Consider the following 17823-nt stretch of genomic DNA (forward strand, 5'->3'; position numbering starts at 1 on the left):
GTGCCCATGGCGCGCACTCCATGGGCTTCATGCCTGCATTGCCGCACCCGCTGACGCTGGAGGACCAGCTGCTTGCCCGCAACCGCGGGCGGCTGCGGCGCGAGCTGTGGGGGCAGTCGCTGTTCGTGGCGTTGGCGTATGCGGCGCTCGCGCTGCTGGGCTTGCTGCTGTGGCTGCGCGTGGACCCGGTGCAACTGGGCCGGATCAGCACGATGGTCGAGCGCCATCAGGTTGCGCTGGCGGTGCTCGCGCTGCTGGCGGGTGTGGCGGCGACGCACGCGCGCCTGGTCGCGGATGCGCGTCGCCACTTCGCGTCCTCGCACGCTGCCCTGCCGATCTGGCGGGACACGCAAGCGGCGCGTGATCGGCGCCTGCGCACGCGGCTGGTGCTGCGCGCGGCTCTCGGCTTCGCACTCGTGCCGTTGCTGCTGGCGCTGCGGAACCCCGCAGCCGCATGGGCCATGGCCGGCGCATTGCGCTGGTCGCTGGCGGCGGCGTTCCTGGCGATCGTGTTTGCTCCGGGCGCGAATGTACGCGCCGTGCTCGCGCAGGACACCGCGCGCCGGGCGCGGCCGGCTTCGCTGCCGCGCTGGCTGGGTTGGATGCAACGCCCGGCGCTGCCGCACTTGCCGCAGTGGTGGTGGCAGCGCAGCGCCTCGCTTTGGCTGCGCGGTCGTGCCGCGGCCAGCCTGGCAATCGGCCTGCTGCTGGCACCGACCGACGCAGCTGCGATCCTGGTGCCGATCAGCGTGCTGATGCTGATGGCCCTGCTCAATGCACTGGATGTGGCGCACCGCCTCGGTTCCGAAGTCGAATCGGCGCTGGCGCAACGGCCACCGTCGCCACGCGTGCTGTCGCTGGCGTTGCGGCCCCTGCACGCGATGCTGTCACTGGCGGCGGCGACGCTTCTCGCCCTGCTGCTGCAATCGCTGCAAGCGCCGGCGGTGCTGGCCGTGCTGGTCGCGGCTGCGGTGCTGCTGTTGTCCGCGATCGATCTGCGCCTGGCCTTGCTGCTGCGACGCGAGCCGCACCGACTGACGCTGGTTCGAACCCAGGTGCTCCTGGTGCTCGCAGCGACCGCCGGCGCCATGCCGCTGTTGCTGCCGCTGCTGGCGCCGGCGCTGCTGATCGCCTGCGAGCAACGCCTGCGCGCGGAGTCGGCGCATGCTTGAAATCGAGGATCTGGTGGTCCGGCGCGGCGAACGCCTTGTGCTCGATCGCCTGGACTGGCGCGTCGAACGCGGCGAATGGGTCGGCCTGATCGGCGCCAACGGCACCGGCAAGTCCACCCTGTTCGCGGCCATCTGCGGGCTGGCGCCGCTGCACGCTGGTCGCATTCGCGTCTGCGGGCAGGACCTGGCGAGGGAGTTGAACCGGGTGCGTGCCTGCTGCGCGGTCGCCATCGCGCCGGAGCGGCTGCCGGACGGGCTCTCGGTGCGCCAGTTCATCGAACTCGTGCACGCCTCGCGCGCCTTGCCCGCCGCGGCGCTCGCGCAATCGCTGGAACTGGCCGAAACACTCGGCCTCACGCCCTGGATCGATGCCTGCATCGGCGCCTGCTCGCTCGGCACGCGCCAGAAACTCGGCATCGTCGCCGGATTGGCCGGGCGTGCACCGCTGTGGCTGCTCGACGAGTCGCTGAACGGCCTCGACCCGGTCGCGGCCTACGCCTTCAAGCAGTTCCTTGCCGATCAGCAAGCGCGTGGCGACACCGCGATCGTGCTCGCGACGCACGGCCTCGAACTCGCCGAGCGCCAGCTCACCCGCGTCTCGGTGCTGCGCGACGGGCGCATCGGCGACGACTTCACCACCGCGCGCCTGGACGCGATCCGCATCGCCCCGAAGCCATCGGTCGAGGCGATCCTGGTCGCGGCGATGCGTTGAGCGCTTCGCCGGTTTCGCCGGCGCACCTCACTCGAAGCCGTTGCTGAAGATGGCCGCGGGGAGCGATCGTTCAACAGCCCCGAGGTCGTGCGCTCCCAGTGCATTGGGAATGGTGGGCTGGTCGATCGGACGCGCGCCGCCATAGGCGTCCAGAGCAGGTAGGGCAGGAAACGAGTGGCAGACATCCAGTGCCGGTGACACCGATCCGGGCGTGAAGTCGACGTCGAGTTGCGGGTTGTCGGTGCGCACGCCGCCGGGGTTCTGGATGCCCAGGCTGCTGTGCGCAAGCAGGCAGCCGTTGTGCAGCGCCTGCTCGATGCCATCACCGTAACTCCGGAACACGTCGGACCCGGGCTGCCAGATCAGGCTGCCACTCAGCTCGGCGCTGTGGCTTTGCCCCGGCGCCGCATACATCAGCATGACCGCCGGCAGACCTCCGCCCCCGGGCGCAGCCAGCGTGTTGCCGATGATGGTGGAGTAGTGCAGATCCAGCGAGCCAGTGATGTCGAAGACATAGCGCGTATCGTTGCCGTCGAAGATGCTGCTGTCGATTTCGAGGTGATCGGCGGCGTTGCTCAAGGTGTAGCTCTGGATCACCGCATGACCGGCGTTGCCGGCGAATCGTGTGCGGCTGACTCGCACCAGCGGCGCCTGGGCCGGATCTGCAGTCCGCAGATCATCGATGTACAAGGCGTCGGAGTCACCGCCACTGATCGCATTGCACAGGCCAAAGCCGAACATTCCGTCGCAGCGTGATGGGCTGCCGCTGAGCGTGAGGTCGACCGCCCGTGCCACCGAGATTGCCGAGCCTGCGCTTTGCGCACTGTTGTTGGCGAACAAGGCGTTGTGCACCCGCACCGGCTGGCGCGCTGCGCCATTGCCCTCGAGATACAGGGCGCCGCCACCATGGCCGATTCCAAGACCGGAGAAGGCACCGAGCGTCTGGTTGCCGATGAACAGAACGGGACTCGCGGCTACACCTTCGATATCGACGTCGTAGGGATGCGCCAGGTCCAGAGCGGACTGATAGAACACCGCTCCACCACGGCCATTCTGCTGGGTGCCGGCAAGATTGTTGGAAAACAGGTTCAAGTGGCTCGCGGGCGTCAACGGCCCGCCCACGCGAAGGCCACATTGATGGCCCAACCAGATACCGCCGCCATCCCGTCCGGCTTCGTTGAACTCGATGGTGCCATTGGAGATATGCACTAGCCCCAGGTTGATGCACCAGATGCCGCCGCCGTCGCTGTCCGCAATGTTGCTGGAAACGCTTGAACCTTCGCGCAAGTTCAAGGTTACGGTGCCGGGCCCGCCCTGCATCAGGATGCCGGCCGCGCGAACCGCGCGATTGGCCTGCACGCGCGTGCCCTGCTCAAGAAAGACTTGCAGATTGCCGCGCAACTCCAGACCAGCACCTTCGGAACTGGAAAACGGTCCGGTTTCACCGGTACCACCAGTGATATCCAGCCTTGCCAAGCGGATGATGCGCGAGTTCGGCGAGCCGAAGTAGCGAATGTCGAGGAGCGTGCCGTCGCTCCCCCCCGTGGCGTCGAGGGTGGTGCGTGCGCTCGGCCCCTGTACTCCATCGCAGCCGGCGTATCCGCCCTGGATCGTGATGTCGGCGACAGGATTGTGAAGCAGCAGGCCATTGGCCACGGCGATGCTGCCCGCACTGAGCTTGATCAGGTGCGGCTCGGCACTCGCGACGGCGACCGCGGTATCGAGCGCCGCCTGGACGGTGGCGTGGGTGCAGCCGACGCCGACGCCGACAGCGTAGGTGTGGGCCTGCAACGGGGCATGGACGCAGGCGCAAAGCAGCGAGATGGGGAAGAGCGCACGGCTGCGCTTCGATAGCGGACACATGGCGGACTCGCGATGGGGACTGTTCCGGATGAATCGCAATCGGGCAGCGATTCGTGCCAGTGGCTGGCACCGCATGCCGCAAGTCGCTACCGTCTGTAACGATGAGCCAGATCACACAATGGCTACATGCGGCAAGTCGCGGTGATGGGACCGCACTCGGACGCGTGTTTGAGTCGCTGTATCCGGAACTGCGCCGCATCGCTCGAGCGCGACTGGATGCCGGCGAACGCACATTGACTCCGACCGTACTGGTGCATGAAGTGTTCCTGCGCCTGATCGGCAATCAACAGCTCGCGCTCAATGATCGGCGCCATTTCCTGGCCTGTGCGGCGCGCGCCATGCGCGCGGTCGTGATCGACAATGCGCGCCGACGCTCCGCCGGCAAGCGCGGTGGTCCGGAGGCGGATCTTGCGCTCGATGCCCTGCCGTTCGAGGTGTCCGGTGTCGCCTCAGGCGAACACCTGCTCGCCCTGGATGAGTCACTGGTTCGACTCGACGAGATCAACCCGCGCCAACGCGAAGTGGTCGAATTGCGCTACTTCGCAGGGCTCGATTTCGCTGAAATCAGTGCGCTGCTGGGCTGTTCCGAGCGCACGGCAAAGCGCGAGTGGGAACGTGCGCGGGCCTTCCTTCATGCACACATGGCCGACTGAGCGCGGGCACAGCCACCAAGGCCCCTGATCATGGAGCAAGCCCGATGAGCGACATCAGCCTCTGGCAGCAAGCCGATGCAATCCTCGACGCGCTGCTCGACTTGCCAGCGCAGGCTCGCGCCGACAGGCTGGCAGCCTGGACTCTGACGCCAGCGCTGCACCAACGCGTTGTGCAGCTGCTCGCCGCACATGAGCGCGAGGATGGCGTGCTCGACACGGCACTGCCCGATGCCGGATCGCACAGCTCGTCCGATGCCCTCAGCGGTCGTCGGCTCGGTCCTTGGGTACTTGAGGCGGAAATCGGTCGCGGCGGCATGTCGGTGGTCTACTGCGCGCGCCACGCCCAACATCCCGGCCGCCAGGCAGCACTCAAGCTGGTGACCCTGGGTGCGCTGGCTGGCGCCGGTGGCGCACGCTTCCAGCGCGAACAGGCCATCCTGTCGCGCCTGAGCCACCCGCACATCGTGCCGCTGTTCGATGCCGGCATCACCGCCGACGGCACGCCATGGCTCGCGATGGCCTTGGTCACCGGCGAGCGCATCGACCACTGGTGCGACACACACGATTGCGATGTACGCAAGCGTGTACGCCTGCTGCTCGACGTGTGTGACGCGGTCTCGTATGCGCACCAGAACCTGGTCGTCCACCGCGACCTCAAACCCTCCAACGTCCTGGTCGACGGCAGCGGACAAGTGCGCCTGCTCGACTTCGGTATCGCACGTCTATTGGATGAGGACCTTGAGAGCACGTCCACCGCATATCGCGCGCTGACGCCGGGTTACGCCGCACCCGAGCAGTTTGCTGGCGCGTCGGCGGCGACCACGATGGACGTGTACGGGCTCGGCGCGCTGCTCCACGCTGTTCTCACTGGGCGCGCACCGCCCCTGGCTACCGGCGCCGCGGATTCGGCGCTGCGTGCCCCGGCATCACAGGCGCTGCGCGACAACGCGCTCATGCCGCCGCGCCGCCGCGAAGACATGGCGCGCGCTCTGCGCGGCGACCTCGACGCCGTTCTCGGCATGGCCATGGCGCCCGAGCCGGCGCGCCGGTATGGCAGCGTCGCGGCGTTGACTGCAGATCTCCACGCCTGGCTGGAGGGCCGCCCGGTCATCGCCCACGCGGCGGGCCGCGGCTATCGCCTGCGCAAGTTCCTGACCCGCCATCGCCATGGCGTGGCAGCGACCGTAGCGCTGTCGCTTGCGCTCGCCACAGGAGTGACCACGACGCTGTGGCAATCGACGCGGGCAGCGCGCGCGGCGCAGCACGCGCAAGCGGAGGCGCAGCGCGCCGGCGCCATCAAGGACTTCCTGCTGGCGCTGTTCACCTCCGTCGATCCGGAGAAGGCGGGCGGTGCGGTCGATGTGCGAGCGGTGTTCGCGCGCGGATCGCGGCGTCTGGTCGACGACACGACACTGCCATCGGAAGTGCGCGTCGAACTACTCGCCACGCTGGGCATGGTCCAGCGTTCCATGGGCTGGTATGACGATGCCACGGCAAGCTACGACGACGCTGTGTCGATCGCGGCAGCGACGCCCGCGCTGGACCCTGGCCGCTACGCGGAGACCTTGGTCGGTCGCGCCGTGCTGCGACAGCAACGCACCGACCTCGACGGCGCAAGTACCGACCTGATCGCAGCATTGCGCCTGGCGCCGCCAACCGATAGCGCGTCGGGACGAAACGTGCGCATTCAGGCGCTCTATCGGCAAGCGATCATCGACGCACAGCTCGCCCAGCCGGCGCGCGCGCTGCTGCGACTTGACGAGGCTGATGCTCTGGCACGCGGTGCCGCCGATCTGCCGCTGCAGACAGTGATCAATCTGACGAGCGCGCGCGGATCGACGTTGTACGAGCTCGGCCGCTACGAAGAAGCGCTGGTGTCGTTGCGTGCGGCGCTGGCGCTACAGCGCCAGCCTGGCAATTCCGGCAACGCATCAATCGCACTGACGCTGTCTTGGCTCGCCGCGACATCGGCGGCGCTGAATCGAACCGTGGAAGCACTGGGCTACGATGAACAGGCGCTGGCCATCGCGCGCGCTTCGTATCCCCCCGACCATCCCGAGATCGCCGGGGCGCTGTATTCGATCGCCGATTCGCTACGCCAGCTCGGGCGTTACGAGGACGCCTTGCGGCGCACCGACGAGGCCATTGCCATCCAGTCGATGCTGCCGGAACGGCGCACGGCCTTGTGTTTGAGCGGCTTGCTGCGCGCGCGCGTGCTGCTTGCCCTGGGGCGATACGGCGAAGTGCTTGATGAAGTCAGTCGCCAACGCAGCGTCATCGACTCCACCCAGGGCGCAGCCTCCACCGGGGCATTGCTGCTGGTCGAGCAGGAGGTCGCTGCCGCACTGGAACTGGACGCCGCGCCAGCGCTGCAAGCGGCTCTCGATCGCGCCGCAGACCGGCTCGCGGCGATGGCACCAGAACTCGCCTGGCATCCAATCAGCCAGAACCTGCGCTGGCGCATCGCGGAGTCCGAGCGGCGCCGCGGCCATCGCGGCGCGGCCAGTGCGATGCTCGAACAGATGCGCGAGCGCCAACGCGACTCGGGCCTGACCGACACCACGACACTGCGCCTGGACACGCTTGCGCTGCGGCTTGCTGCGGGGCTTGATGCCGACGCAGCCGGCCGATTCGGCGCTGCGCTTGAGTCCGCCGCCGTCGAGCTCGCGGACGCCTCACCCGAAGCCCGAGGCGACGCCTGGCTGGCACTCGCCGAGGCTGCGGCACGTGCGCATGATGCAGCGGCTCACCGGCGCGCACTGCAGACGGCGGCGACCCTGCATGCGCGCACGCCGTTGCCACTGGCGCTGACATCGGCGCTCGCGCGAGAGGCTGGTCGCAGCGATGCGTTGAGCGCGGCTCAGCTTTCGAAGCCGTTCGCAAACAGCACCGACGGCCCAATCACAAAGTCCCAGACGCCGCGGCCGTAGGTCGAGAAGCGGGCGGTCTGCAGGGCATCGATGAAATCGACGTGCCACCAGATCTGGTCCGGCGTCTGCGCGGCGGCGAGCGCGACCCAACTCGCTGCGGTGGTGTCGTAGTAGTAGGGCCCGAGCTCGGTGGCGGCGAACAGGTGCGCGCCATCCGCCGACATCGCCAGGTGATAGACCAGCGTGCTCGGCAGGCCGGTGTTGAACGGGCTGAAGCTGTCGCCATTTGTGGTCGAGCGATTGACACCCGGCCCGGAGTAGCCGGCACCGGCGACATAGATCGTGCCCGGTGTGGTCGCGTGCACCAGGATGCAGTTACCGTAGAAGAACTGCCCGTCGGGCAGACCGCTCGATCGCAGGCTGAAACCGGCACCGGTGTCGCGGTAGAAGCCGCCGGCATCCGCGATCGCATAGCGGGTGAGGCCATCGCGCGAGTACTGCACGTCGGTGACCTTCGATCCGAAATCGAAGCTGCCCTCGCTGTGGCTGATGCTGCTGCCGTTGTAGGTGAGCGTCAGCACACGATTGCGGTTGGCACCGATGCCCCCGCCAGCGAGCAGGGCCTGGTTCGGATTCAGCGGGTTGGCTTCGAGCGGGGCCAGGAACAGCCAGTCCTGGAAGTTGGCGGTGGTGTAATCCCACGACTTCAGCGCCGGCCAATCGCCGGTGCCAGGCGCAGTGTCGAGCTGCACGAAGCCGGGGTAGACCATCCACAGGTTGCCACCGTTGTTCGACGAGCTCAGGTGCGCGTAGTCGCCGCTGATCGTCTGCACGAAGCTGTTGAGGCCGGGCACCGGCGTCTTGGCCTTCTGGTAGCCCTGGTCCTGGGCGCCGACGAGAATCGGGTAGGGCGCGCTGCGCGGCGTGTAGCTGCCGTAGTACTGGGCGTTGCGCAGGCCGCTGAGCGAGAGGTTCTGCACGGTCACGAGCCCGTCGGTGGATTCGTAGGTGCCGCCGTCGGTGGACACGAACACGCGCTCGACGCTGCTGCCGTCGACAAACACGTCGATGTTCGGGATGTCGGCGTGCAGCTTGGTCGCCTCGCTGCCGTAGTAGGACTGCCAGGTATTGACCAGTTGCCAGCTCGCCGCGCCGTCGTGGCTGCGATAGGCGTTGACGCCGCCGACGTAGAGCCGCAACGGATCGCGGGTCGAGGTCTCGGCCGAGTTCAGCCCGAACAACGCGGCCGGTGCGTCGGTGCGGCGAGTCCAGCTGGCGCCGCCATCGAGGCTGCGATAGACCTCGGTGACGCTGCCGCCATAGCGCGCGATGAACGCAAACAGGAAGGTGCTGGCGCCATCGACGCCGCCGCTGAGTGCGACGCGGTCGTAGGTGGCGAGTGCTGCCGCACCGGTGACGCTGGCGACATTGACCAGCGCGTGCGTGCCCGTGGTGATGGTCTTCAACATCAGCCCATCGAGCAGGTACATCACGCTGCTGTTGTAGCGCGGCGAGAACAACGCGACCTGGTCGCGCGTGCCGAGGAAGCCGCGATCGGAGAAAGCGGCGCCGCGGTTGACCGAGGCCCACAGGCGAGGCCGATACGCGGAGGTGCCGAAGTCGTATTCGACGCGCAGCGCGTACAGCTCGCTGTTGGCCGGATCGCGCGATGCGAAGCCCGATGCGTACCAGACATTGCTCGTCGCCAATCCGGTCGCAGGCGACCAGAGCACGCCACCATCGTCGCTGTAGTAGACGCCCTTTGGCGCGTCGGACAGTACCAGCAGGCGCTCGCCACCAGTGAGCCGCGCCAGATAGCCGAAGCTTCCGTTCGGCGTGAAGCTGGCGGCATCCCCCGGGCTAATCCAGTCGAGCGCAGTGCGATCCGCGCGCCACAGATTGCCGCCGTGGCTGAGCACGTTGAGTCGATTGGCCGCGACATCGAACTCGGTGCCGAGCGTGCGCCCGGCGACATTGCCGGCACCACGCTCGTACCACTGCCCGGAAACCGCTGCCGCATCCACCTGCAGGTAGGCATCCGGCGCGGCGCGCGCAGCTTGCAGTTCGGCGATGCGCTGCATGCGCGAGGCCATGGTCGCAGCACGGAAGGATGCATCCATCCCGCGCCAATCGCTGCCCGGCGCATGCCGGTGCAGGGTTTCGATCCATTCCGCGCGACGGCGCTGGTAGTCGCCCTCCTCGCCCGGCACGTCCATCGCCGGCGTCGGCAAGCGACGTCCTGCGCCCGTGTCCTGCGAACCGGTCTGCCAGACCAGGGCCGCGGCGGTCGCGGCCACGAACAACGGAAACAGAAGGCGCTTCATGGCCGGCTCCGGTCGTCGAGGAGCGTGCAGTGTGCCACCAATCCGAGGCGCCCAAAAAAACGGGGCGCCGAAGCGCCCCGTCGCGTGTTACTGCATGGCCGAACGCTCAGTTCTCGAAGCCGTCTCCGAAGACGTAGGCGGCATCGATGATGGTCGTCGTCTGCGAGGCGGTGTTGTTGGCGGCCGCGCCATCACCCGGCGAACCGGCGGTGACGGTTGCGGTGTTGGTCAGCGAACCGATCGCGCCGCCGTCCAGCGTGGCGTTGATGGTGATGGTCAGCGAGTTGCCAGCGCCAGCCGTCAGTGCCAGGCCGGTGAACGAGACGTTCTGGCCAGCGCTGGCGTTGGTGCCACAGTCGCCGGTACCGGTCACCGCGCAACCTGCAGTGATGCCGGTCAGCGTCGCCGGCAGCGCATCCGCCAGGCTGAAGCCGGTGGCATCCGAAGGCCCGGCATTGCTGATCGTCAGCGTGTACACTACCGGCGTACCCGCGACCGGATTGACCGGCCCGACCATGGACACGCCGATATCGGCGCTGGCCGGCGCCGAGAGCGAGGCCATCAGGCACCAGCGGGTGAGGTTGCCAACATCGGCGCCGGCGCTGTCCACCACACGCAAGGTCCAGTCACCCGCGAAGTCCTGACCATCGAACGCGGCCAACGACTGGTTCGGGGTGCGCACGCCCGATACCGCCGGCGGCGTCGCACTGCAGGCCGAAGCCATGGTGCCATCCGGACCCTCGTCATCGGCGGTGGCAGCGATGTTGTCGCCGCTGCAGGAAGCGGCGTGATCGAGCAACAGGCGCGTCGTAGCACCGTGCACCAGCGAGATCTGCAGGTCGGAAACCCAGGTGTGGGTGGCCTCGATGCGCACGTCGAGATCGGTCAGCGTGCCGGCGATGCCCGAGAGCGTGTTGCTGATGCCGGTCGGGTTGTTGTCCGGGATCGCCTGTGAACCCACGAAGCAGATCTCGTTCGCGGTGGTGAACGAACGCGCCGGCGAGTAGCTGCCGTCGCCGCAGGCGTTGCTGGCACGCACGCGCCAGTAGTACTGCGTGCTCGGGGCCAGTCCGGCGGCCTGCTGGCTCGTGCCCGTCGGCGTCGCCGAGAACACGATGTTGGTGAACGCGGCATCGGTCGCCACCTGAACCAGATAGCCGCTGGCGCCGACGATGGCGTCCCAGGTCAGCGTCGGGGAAGTCGGCACGCCGGCCGCGGCGTCGGCCGGAGTCACCAGCGTCGCTGCCGCAGGCGCACCGCCAGCGACGGTGACGTTGATCGTGCTGTCACGCTGGATCGGCGTGCCGCCGGCGTCGGTGGCGTGGATGTTGATCGGATAGACGCCCGTACTGGCGCCGGCCGAGGTGGTTACATTCAGGATCGAATGGCTGCCGCCACCGGCCGGGTTGACCACCGGGTTGACGGTGAAGGTCGCGCTCGGGAACACCGTGGCGTTGAGGCCCGGCGTGCTCAGCGTGACCGTGCCGGTGTAGCCGCTGAATGCGCTCAGGGTGACGTCGATCGGCGGCAGCGGCGTGCCGGCGCAGACCCCAGCGGCGCCCGGCGTGGTGCTCATCATGTAGGTCGGGCCGGCGCCGACGTTGGTGACGCGGCCGAGGAACGAACGCTGCGGGCCGCGGTTGTCGGTCCAGGTCATGCCGACGGTGGTGTTGCCGGCCGCGGTCGAGATGCCGTTGTAGTCGCCCCACTCCTGGCCGTCGGCAATGTTCGGCGAGGTCACCGCCGAGACACGGGTCTCCTGGACCCAGGTGGCGCCGCCATCCATCGAGATGTAGTAGTAGAAGTCGGTCTTGTCGCGCAGGCCGGCACCGGAATTGCGGGTGTCGTAGAAGGCGATGTGCAGGTTGCCGACCGAATCGACATCAAGCCAGGGGTGGAAGCGGTCCACCGTGGTCTGGTCCGCGGTCGGGTGCGGCGTGGTCGCGCTCTGCCATGTCGCGCCCTGGTCGTCGGAATAGCGCACCACGATCCAGCCGTGGTTCTGCGCGGTGTTGGTGCCGCCGCCGCCAGGGCTGCCGGCGGCCTGGTTCTCGTCGGTAAACGCCGCATAGATGCGACCATTGCGCGGACCGCCGCTGACGTCGGCGTCGGCGGAGACGTAGATGAAGGCTTCACGCGTCTCCATCGCCGGGATCGGGAAGTCGAAGTCACCCCACAGGTCATAGACGCTTGCGCTCTGCGCGGCGCTGCCTGCATCCAGATCGACGAAGGTGGCGCCACCATCATCCGAACGCAGCACGCGGACCTCAGTCGAGCCATTGGTGACGGTCGGCCAGAAGTAGTAGATGCGCCCCATGTGGTCGGTGGTCAGGTCGGAGCCGATGCCGCGCTCTTCGGCACTGAAGGAGATCGTCGGGTGGAAGGTCATGCCGGCGCCACCGTTGACCGGGGCAGTGTTCATGCGCGCGAACTGCATCACGTTGCCCTGGTGCCAGGTCACATAGGCACGGCCGAAGTAGGGCGAACCCGGGTGCTTGTCGACGTGGATGTATTCCTTGTCCGAACTGGCGGTCGACACGGAGACCGGGCCGAGCCAGTTGGCGCCGTTGTTGAACGACCAGTAGATCTGCGTGCACCAGCTGCCGCCGCAGGAGCCGCCCTGGGTACCGAGCGTGGCACCGTAGACGATGCTGCCATCGGGCGACCAGTCCATCGCCGGATCGCAGCAAGAGCTCGGGAAGGCCCCGGCGTTGATGAAGGTCAGGCCGCCGTCGGTCGAGGCGACCATGCGTTGGCCACCGGTGCCGTTGGAGCCAAGCACCAGCACGTTCGGGTTGGCCGGGTTGTATTCGACCGCGGTCTCATTGTCGCTGGTGGTGCCATCAAACGGCCCCTCGCCCAGGATCGGCACTGCCTTCGGCAACGGATCGGTAGCCCAGATCTGCTGGGGCGGCGGATTCTTCGGATCGGGATGCGAATAGATACCGAGGCCCTTCCGGTGCAGCACGCCGTTCTGCAACAAGCCACCGAAACGGTAGTAGAACTCCTTGTTGAACTCGCGCGGATAGATGTCGTCGAGCGGGAAGCCCTGCGCCGCCATCTCCTTGCGCTTCTGCACCTTGAAGAAGGCCGGCACGCCGGGTACGCGCTGATCGTTGGCAGGGATCACGGCGAGGTCTTCGAGCCGCAACTGGTAATTGCGATCATCCCAGGCGCCGATGTTCTTCAGTGCGGCGTAGTCGACGCGCTGGTCGACACCGCGCGCCTGATCGACGACAACGTCGTCCGGTTTCGATTCCTGCGCCGCCACCGGCAACAGGACAGAGCACAACAGCAGCAGCACGCTGCCCCAAAACTTGGACTTCATGGTTTTCCCCGTGCACGCCGACGGATGGCGAGTGTGGAGAATTGTAATCAGTTTTTGGCCGCCGGCGCATGCCGCAGGGCAACACCGGCCAACGCCGCGATCAGACCGGCGACCAGGAACATGCTGCTGGCACCCTGCCACTGCCACAGCGCACCGGCGCCCAGGCTGGCGATCAGCAGCGCGACGCCGGAAGCCAGATGGAAGATCCCGAACGCGGTGCCGCGCAGTTCTTTCGGGGCGACGTCGGCGAGCATGGCCGCGAGCAGGCCCTGGGTGAAGCCGAGGTGCACGCCCCATAGCGTGATGCCCAGGGCAGCGCCGATGCGCCCGGGCAGCAGCGCGCACACCAGATCGGCCGCGACCAGCATGGCCACGCCGATCGCGAGCAGGGTGCGGCGCGACATCCGGTCCGCGCACCAGCCGACCGGAAAGGCGGTGAGCGTGTAGGCGAGGCTCATCAGCACCAGCGCCAGCGGTGCCAGCGCATCGCCAAAACCGGAATCGCGCATGTGCAGCACCAGAAACCCCTCGCCGAAGCGCGCCAGATGTAGCAGCGCGGCGATGCCGATCACGCCCCAGACCCGACGATCGAGCGTGCGCCAGTGGCGCAGGCCGAGCGCAGGCTTGTTCTCCGCGATGTGGCGTTCCGGCTCGCGCACGTAGACCAGCAACACCAGCACCGCCAGCAGCCCCGGAATCGCGGCAAACCACAGCGCGGTGCGCGCATCCAGCAGCCACAGCATCAGCGCCATCGCCGCCAGCGGTCCGAGCACCGCGCCGACGGTATCGAGCGACTGGCGCAGGCCGTAGGCCGCGCCACGTTGTTCGGGCCGCGTGACGTCGGCGATCAGCGCATCGCGCGGTGCGCCGCGAATGCCCTTGCCGAGGCGATCGAGCAAGCGCGCACCGAGCACCAGCGACGCACTCGCAGCGAGCGGGAACACCAGCTTGGTCAGCGCCGACAATCCATACCCCGCGACCACCAGCGGCTTGCGCCGGCCGATGCGGTCGCTGAGCGCACCCGAGAACAGCTTGACGATCGCGGCCATCGCCTCGGCCGCGCCTTCGATCAGCCCGATCACCAGCATGCTGGCGCCGAGCGAGCCGGCCAGCAGCAGGGGCAGCAAGGCATGCACCAACTCGGAGGAAACATCGGTCAGCAGCGACACCACGCCGAGCGCCCAAACCGTGCCCGGCAGGCGCGCGCGCTTCACGGCCGGTGCTCGCGCGCGAGGAAGTCGCGGCTGCCCATTTCGATCAGGCGCGAGGCGGTGCGTTCGAACTCGTGGCGGTGACGCTCGCCGCGATACAGCGCCAGCGGTTCGGCCGCTGCCGACAGCACCAGATTGACGTTGCGATCGTAGAACTCGTCGACCAGATGCACGAAGCGCTTGGCCGCGTCCTCACAGCGCTGGCTGGCATCGAACCGCGGCACCGCCGACACGAACACGGTCTGGAAACTGCGCGCGATCTCGATGTAGTCCGCCACCGCGCGCGGCCCTTCACACAGCGCCGCGAAGTCGAACCAGACCAGGCCATCGGCGAGACGGCGCACGCCGATGTCGCGGTCGTGGATGCGCAAGGCCGTGGCCGCGCGCAACTCGCCGGGAGCGAGCGCGTCGAACATCGCCAGCATGGCGGCGTCGGCGTCGGCATCCGGCGGTGTCCAGTAGACGCCGGCGCGGGTCAGCGCGCGCAGTCGATAGTCGATCGTGCTGGCCAACTCGCGCACGTCGCAGTGGCGCTCGAGCAGGGCAATCGCCGGCAGGAAGCGGTCGCGTTGCAGACCATGTTCGTACAGGCGCCGCGGCGGCAGGTTGGAGGTGGTGACCAGGGTCGCGCCGGCGGCGAACAGGTGCTGCAGGAACTCGCCGAGGATCATGGCGTCGCCGATGTCGGTGACGAAGAACTCGTCGAGGCAGAACAGCTGCGCCTCGCCGGCAAATTGCTGCGCCACCCGCTGCAGCGGGTCGGCGGCGCCGGCGTGCGCACGCAAGGCTTCGTGGATGCGGCCCATGAAGCGATGGAAATGCAGGCGCAGTTTGCGTTTCACCGGCAGGCTATCGTGCAGCAGGTCGATCAGGAAGGTCTTGCCGCGGCCGACGCCACCGTGCAAATACAGGCCCCGCACCGGCGGCTGGGTGCGAAACCGCGCCAGGAAACGCTCCCCGAACGCGGGCTCGGCGCGCGCCAGCAGTTGCGCATGGATGCGGTCGAGCACCGGCAACAACGCGCGTTGTGCCGCGTCTTCCTGGCGCTGGCCGCGATCGATCTCGCGTTGGTAGGCGGCGCTTGGATTCATGCCAGTGGTGGCAGCAGCGCGACCACGCCGGCCTGGATCGCCGCGCGCAGTTCCGGCAGGCGACCGTGGAAAAAATGCGACGCGTCGGCGAAGCGCACCAGCGTCGGCGCCGGCTGCTGACGCTGCACCCAGGCGTAGACCTGCTGCGCGTCGACCACTTCATCGGCATCGGGCTGCAGCACCAGCCACGGGCAAGGCGGATGCTGGAAGGCGTGGAGGTCGAAGCGACCGACCGGCGGTGCGATCGAGATCAGCTGTTGCGGCGCGATCGCCGCGGCGCGCGTCATCGACACGTAGGCACCGAACGAGAATCCGGCCAGCACCAGCTTGGCCGTCGGGCGCGTGACGCGCACCCAGTCGCACAACGCCAGCAGATCGGCGCCCTCGCCGAGGCCGTCGTCGAACTCGCCGGCGGAGCGGCCGACGCCGCGGAAGTTGAAGCGCAAGGTCGCGCAACCGAGTTCGCGCAGCGCGCGCTCGCAAGTGGTGACGACCTTGTTGCCCATGCTGCCGCCGTGTAGCGAATGCGGATGACAGACCACGGCCACGGCATCGCGCGCCAACGCCGGCGCCGGCCACTCGATGTGCGCCTCGATTGCGCCGGCCCCGCCCTGCAGCAGCAGCGGACCGGAAGCCTGCGGGAACGCGGCGCGATTCATCAGGCCATCAATTCGCCGGCGCCGCGGCGGCGTCCACCAGCGGCTGCAGGCGCAGCCCGATCAGCAGCGGATCGTGGTCGGAGCTGCGAAACGGGTCCGGGCGATAGCGGCTCTTCAGCGCGCGCCGATCGTAGTCGGGCTGGGTGTACTCGAAACCCACGGACTCGTCGGCATTGATGTGCCACTCGCTCGCGCCGCCGACGTGCGCGGTGAGCGCCGGACTCGCGAGCGCATGATCGAGGCGCCCGGAGGCGCCACCGTAGACGTAGCTGTAGGCCGGCTCGCTGGCGTGCGCGGTGACCACGTCAACGTAGCCGCGGCTGGCGAGCAGGCGCAGCGGGTCCTCGTTGCCGTAGGCGTTGAGATCGCCGAGCAACAGCACGCGGTCGCTGCCGCTGCCGAGCGGAGCAGTAGCCAGCCAGTCGGCCAGCGCGCGCGCCGATTCGATGCGCGCGGCGTTGTAGCAACCTTGTCCATCTTCCTGGTCCTGGTCGCCGCCCTTGGCCTCGGTGCAGCCCTTGGACTTGAAGTGGTTGGCGACCACGACGAAGTCGAAGCTACCGGACTGGAAGCGCTGCGCCAACGGCGCGCGCGATCCGTGTCCGAACGGCGCATCGAGGCTGATCGAGGCGGCACCGAGCAGCTGCACGCGGCTCTTGCGATAGATCAGCGCGACCATGATTTCGCTGTCGCCGATGCGCTCGACGCCGGGGTTGACGAAGGCGTAGTCGCCGCGCACCTTGCCGCGCGCCCGGTTCAGCGCGCGCACCAGCTCGGCCAGTGCCGACTGTTCGCCGAAGCCGTCGTTCTCGACTTCCATCAGCGCGACGATGTCGGCATCGAGCGCGTCCAGCGCAGCGACGATCTTCGCCGTCTGACGCTGGAACGCCGGGGCATTGCGCGCACCGCGCGCGGTCGGAAAACCGCCGCCGCGGCCGTCGCCGTTGAAGTAGTTGAGGACATTGAAACTGGCGATGCGCAGATCGCCGTCGACCTCGGGTGGCGTCGGCGGCCGCGGTGCGTGCTTGACCGCGGCGATCGGCGCGACCAGTTGCAAGCGATACTCGCCGTCGCGCTGCTCGAGCACACCATCGATGCCACTGAGCTCCGAGTCGACGCGGTAGGCCGCCTCGGGCGTCAGCGGTTGCGGCAGATGCCACAGCTGCTTCGGGTACTCGTCGAGCCGAGCGTCGTCGAGCAGCAAACGGGTCGCGCGATTGGCAGCGTCGAGCGCGCGCGCATCGGGCCCCGGGGCGTGCAACTCAGTCGGCACGAAATCGCGGCCATCGAACGACACCACCAGCGCACCGTTGCGCAGCAGGTCGTCGTTGCCGACCAGTGAGACCGGCCCGTCGATGCGCAGGCGCTCGCCCTCGAAGCGCTCCCAGTACATGGCGTCGTCGCCGGCGGCCACGACCGCGCGCGGCTGCAGCGGCAGCGGCTTGGCGCACTGGATCATGTCGCGCAACTCGATCAGCGCGGTCTGCGTATCCGGCGCGGCGCCCAGTTCGGCGACCGTTGCGCGCAGACGCACGCGCGTGCCGAGCGGCCACGACAGCGGCTCCGGATGACGCACGAAAATGCCCTCGGAAGTCGCCGCATCGGCGTCCTCGCTGCCGGATTCGGACACCAGCGCAAAGCCGCCGAGGCCGTCGATGAACTTCGCGGCGATGCGTGCCTCGACCTCGATCGTGGCGCCGACCATGGCACTCATCGCCTGATCGCCCTGAATGGCGTGGATGGCGGTCGCCGCCTGCCCGCAGATCAGTGCGTCATCGCCGCTTGGCGGTGCGTTCCCGGCGCCACCCTTGGGCTGGCACCCGCTGATCGCCGCAGCGGTGAGCAGCGGCAAGACAAACACGAGGCGCATCGACTTCATCGGATTTCCAATGCTGCAAATCAATGCGCCGCCCGAGGGCGGCGCCAGGTTCGGTGACGAC

11 protein-coding genes are annotated in these 17823 nt (G+C 68.2%); 4 read left to right on the plus strand and 7 right to left on the minus strand.

Going from position 1 to position 17823, the window contains the following annotated elements; translation table 11 throughout:
- Positions 1-20: 20 nt before the first annotated feature.
- Together IPG63_04115 and IPG63_04120 are read left to right on the plus strand one after the other, a co-directional pair.
- The gene (locus IPG63_04115) at positions 21-1172 is read left to right on the plus strand and encodes a hypothetical protein (GenBank protein ID MBK6726437.1); all 1152 of its coding nucleotides are present in this window, start codon (positions 21-23) and stop codon (positions 1170-1172) included.
- A complete protein-coding gene (locus tag IPG63_04120; GenBank protein ID MBK6726438.1) occupies positions 1165-1884 on the plus strand; it encodes an ABC transporter ATP-binding protein in 720 nt (239 codons plus the stop codon). The genes IPG63_04115 and IPG63_04120 overlap by 8 nt, the downstream gene beginning before the upstream one ends.
- Before the next feature lie 27 nt (positions 1885-1911).
- On the opposite strand, the gene IPG63_04125 is transcribed toward IPG63_04120, so the two are convergent.
- Positions 1912-3747, minus strand: coding sequence for a hypothetical protein (locus tag IPG63_04125; protein ID MBK6726439.1), 1836 nt, complete (start codon positions 3745-3747; stop codon positions 1912-1914).
- Between the two features lie 101 nt (positions 3748-3848).
- On the opposite strand from IPG63_04125, the gene IPG63_04130 reads away from it, so the two are divergent.
- Positions 3849-4400, plus strand: coding sequence for a sigma-70 family RNA polymerase sigma factor (locus IPG63_04130; GenBank protein ID MBK6726440.1), 552 nt, complete (start codon positions 3849-3851; stop codon positions 4398-4400).
- A gap of 44 nt (positions 4401-4444) precedes the next feature.
- A complete protein-coding gene (locus IPG63_04135) occupies positions 4445-7330 on the plus strand; it encodes a serine/threonine protein kinase (GenBank protein ID MBK6726441.1) in 2886 nt (961 codons plus the stop codon).
- On the opposite strand, the gene IPG63_04140 is transcribed toward IPG63_04135, so the two are convergent.
- The 6 genes from IPG63_04140 to IPG63_04165 all read right to left on the minus strand — a co-directional run bounded on the left by IPG63_04140 (position 7261) and on the right by IPG63_04165 (position 17762).
- A complete protein-coding gene (locus tag IPG63_04140; GenBank protein MBK6726442.1) occupies positions 7261-9594 on the minus strand; it encodes a hypothetical protein in 2334 nt (777 codons plus the stop codon). The two genes, IPG63_04135 and IPG63_04140, sit on opposite strands and share 70 nt — an antisense overlap.
- A 106-nt stretch (positions 9595-9700) precedes the next feature.
- Complete coding sequence (locus IPG63_04145) at positions 9701-12922, minus strand: proprotein convertase P-domain-containing protein (GenBank protein ID MBK6726443.1); 3222 nt, start codon at positions 12920-12922, stop codon at positions 9701-9703.
- 47 nt (positions 12923-12969) lie between these two features.
- Positions 12970-14136: an MFS transporter gene (locus tag IPG63_04150; GenBank protein ID MBK6726444.1), complete on the minus strand. Its 1167-nt coding sequence runs from the start codon at positions 14134-14136 to the stop codon at positions 12970-12972.
- Entirely contained in the window at positions 14133-15224 is a 1092-nt protein-coding gene (locus IPG63_04155; protein ID MBK6726445.1) for an AFG1 family ATPase, read from the minus strand. Before IPG63_04155 ends, IPG63_04150 begins: the two co-directional genes overlap by 4 nt.
- Entirely contained in the window at positions 15221-15883 is a 663-nt protein-coding gene (locus tag IPG63_04160) for an alpha/beta hydrolase (GenBank protein MBK6726446.1), read from the minus strand. Before IPG63_04160 ends, IPG63_04155 begins: the two co-directional genes overlap by 4 nt.
- Positions 15884-15890: 7 nt before the next feature.
- On the minus strand, positions 15891-17762 hold the full coding sequence (locus IPG63_04165; GenBank protein MBK6726447.1) for an ExeM/NucH family extracellular endonuclease: 1872 nt from the start codon (positions 17760-17762) through the stop codon (positions 15891-15893).
- Between the last annotated feature and the right edge of the window lie 61 nt (positions 17763-17823).

The sequence above is a fragment of the Lysobacterales bacterium genome, assembly GCA_016703225.1.
Taxonomy (GTDB): domain Bacteria; phylum Pseudomonadota; class Gammaproteobacteria; order Xanthomonadales; family Ahniellaceae; genus JADKHK01.

Excerpts from the sequence above, each read along its gene's own strand:
- IPG63_04135 (MBK6726441.1), top strand. The coding sequence starts at position 4,445 with ATGAGCGACATCAGCCTCTGGCAGCAAGCCGATGCAATCCTCGACGCG.
- IPG63_04140 (MBK6726442.1), bottom strand. The coding sequence starts at position 9,594 with ATGAAGCGCCTTCTGTTTCCGTTGTTCGTGGCCGCGACCGCCGCGGCC.
- IPG63_04115 (MBK6726437.1), top strand. The coding sequence starts at position 21 with ATGGGCTTCATGCCTGCATTGCCGCACCCGCTGACGCTGGAGGACCAG.
- IPG63_04130 (MBK6726440.1), top strand. The coding sequence starts at position 3,849 with ATGAGCCAGATCACACAATGGCTACATGCGGCAAGTCGCGGTGATGGG.
- IPG63_04155 (MBK6726445.1), bottom strand. The coding sequence starts at position 15,224 with ATGAATCCAAGCGCCGCCTACCAACGCGAGATCGATCGCGGCCAGCGC.
- IPG63_04145 (MBK6726443.1), bottom strand. The coding sequence starts at position 12,922 with ATGAAGTCCAAGTTTTGGGGCAGCGTGCTGCTGCTGTTGTGCTCTGTC.
- IPG63_04125 (MBK6726439.1), bottom strand. The coding sequence starts at position 3,747 with ATGTGTCCGCTATCGAAGCGCAGCCGTGCGCTCTTCCCCATCTCGCTG.
- IPG63_04165 (MBK6726447.1), bottom strand. The coding sequence starts at position 17,762 with ATGAAGTCGATGCGCCTCGTGTTTGTCTTGCCGCTGCTCACCGCTGCG.
- IPG63_04160 (MBK6726446.1), bottom strand. The coding sequence starts at position 15,883 with ATGAATCGCGCCGCGTTCCCGCAGGCTTCCGGTCCGCTGCTGCTGCAG.
- IPG63_04120 (MBK6726438.1), top strand. The coding sequence starts at position 1,165 with ATGCTTGAAATCGAGGATCTGGTGGTCCGGCGCGGCGAACGCCTTGTG.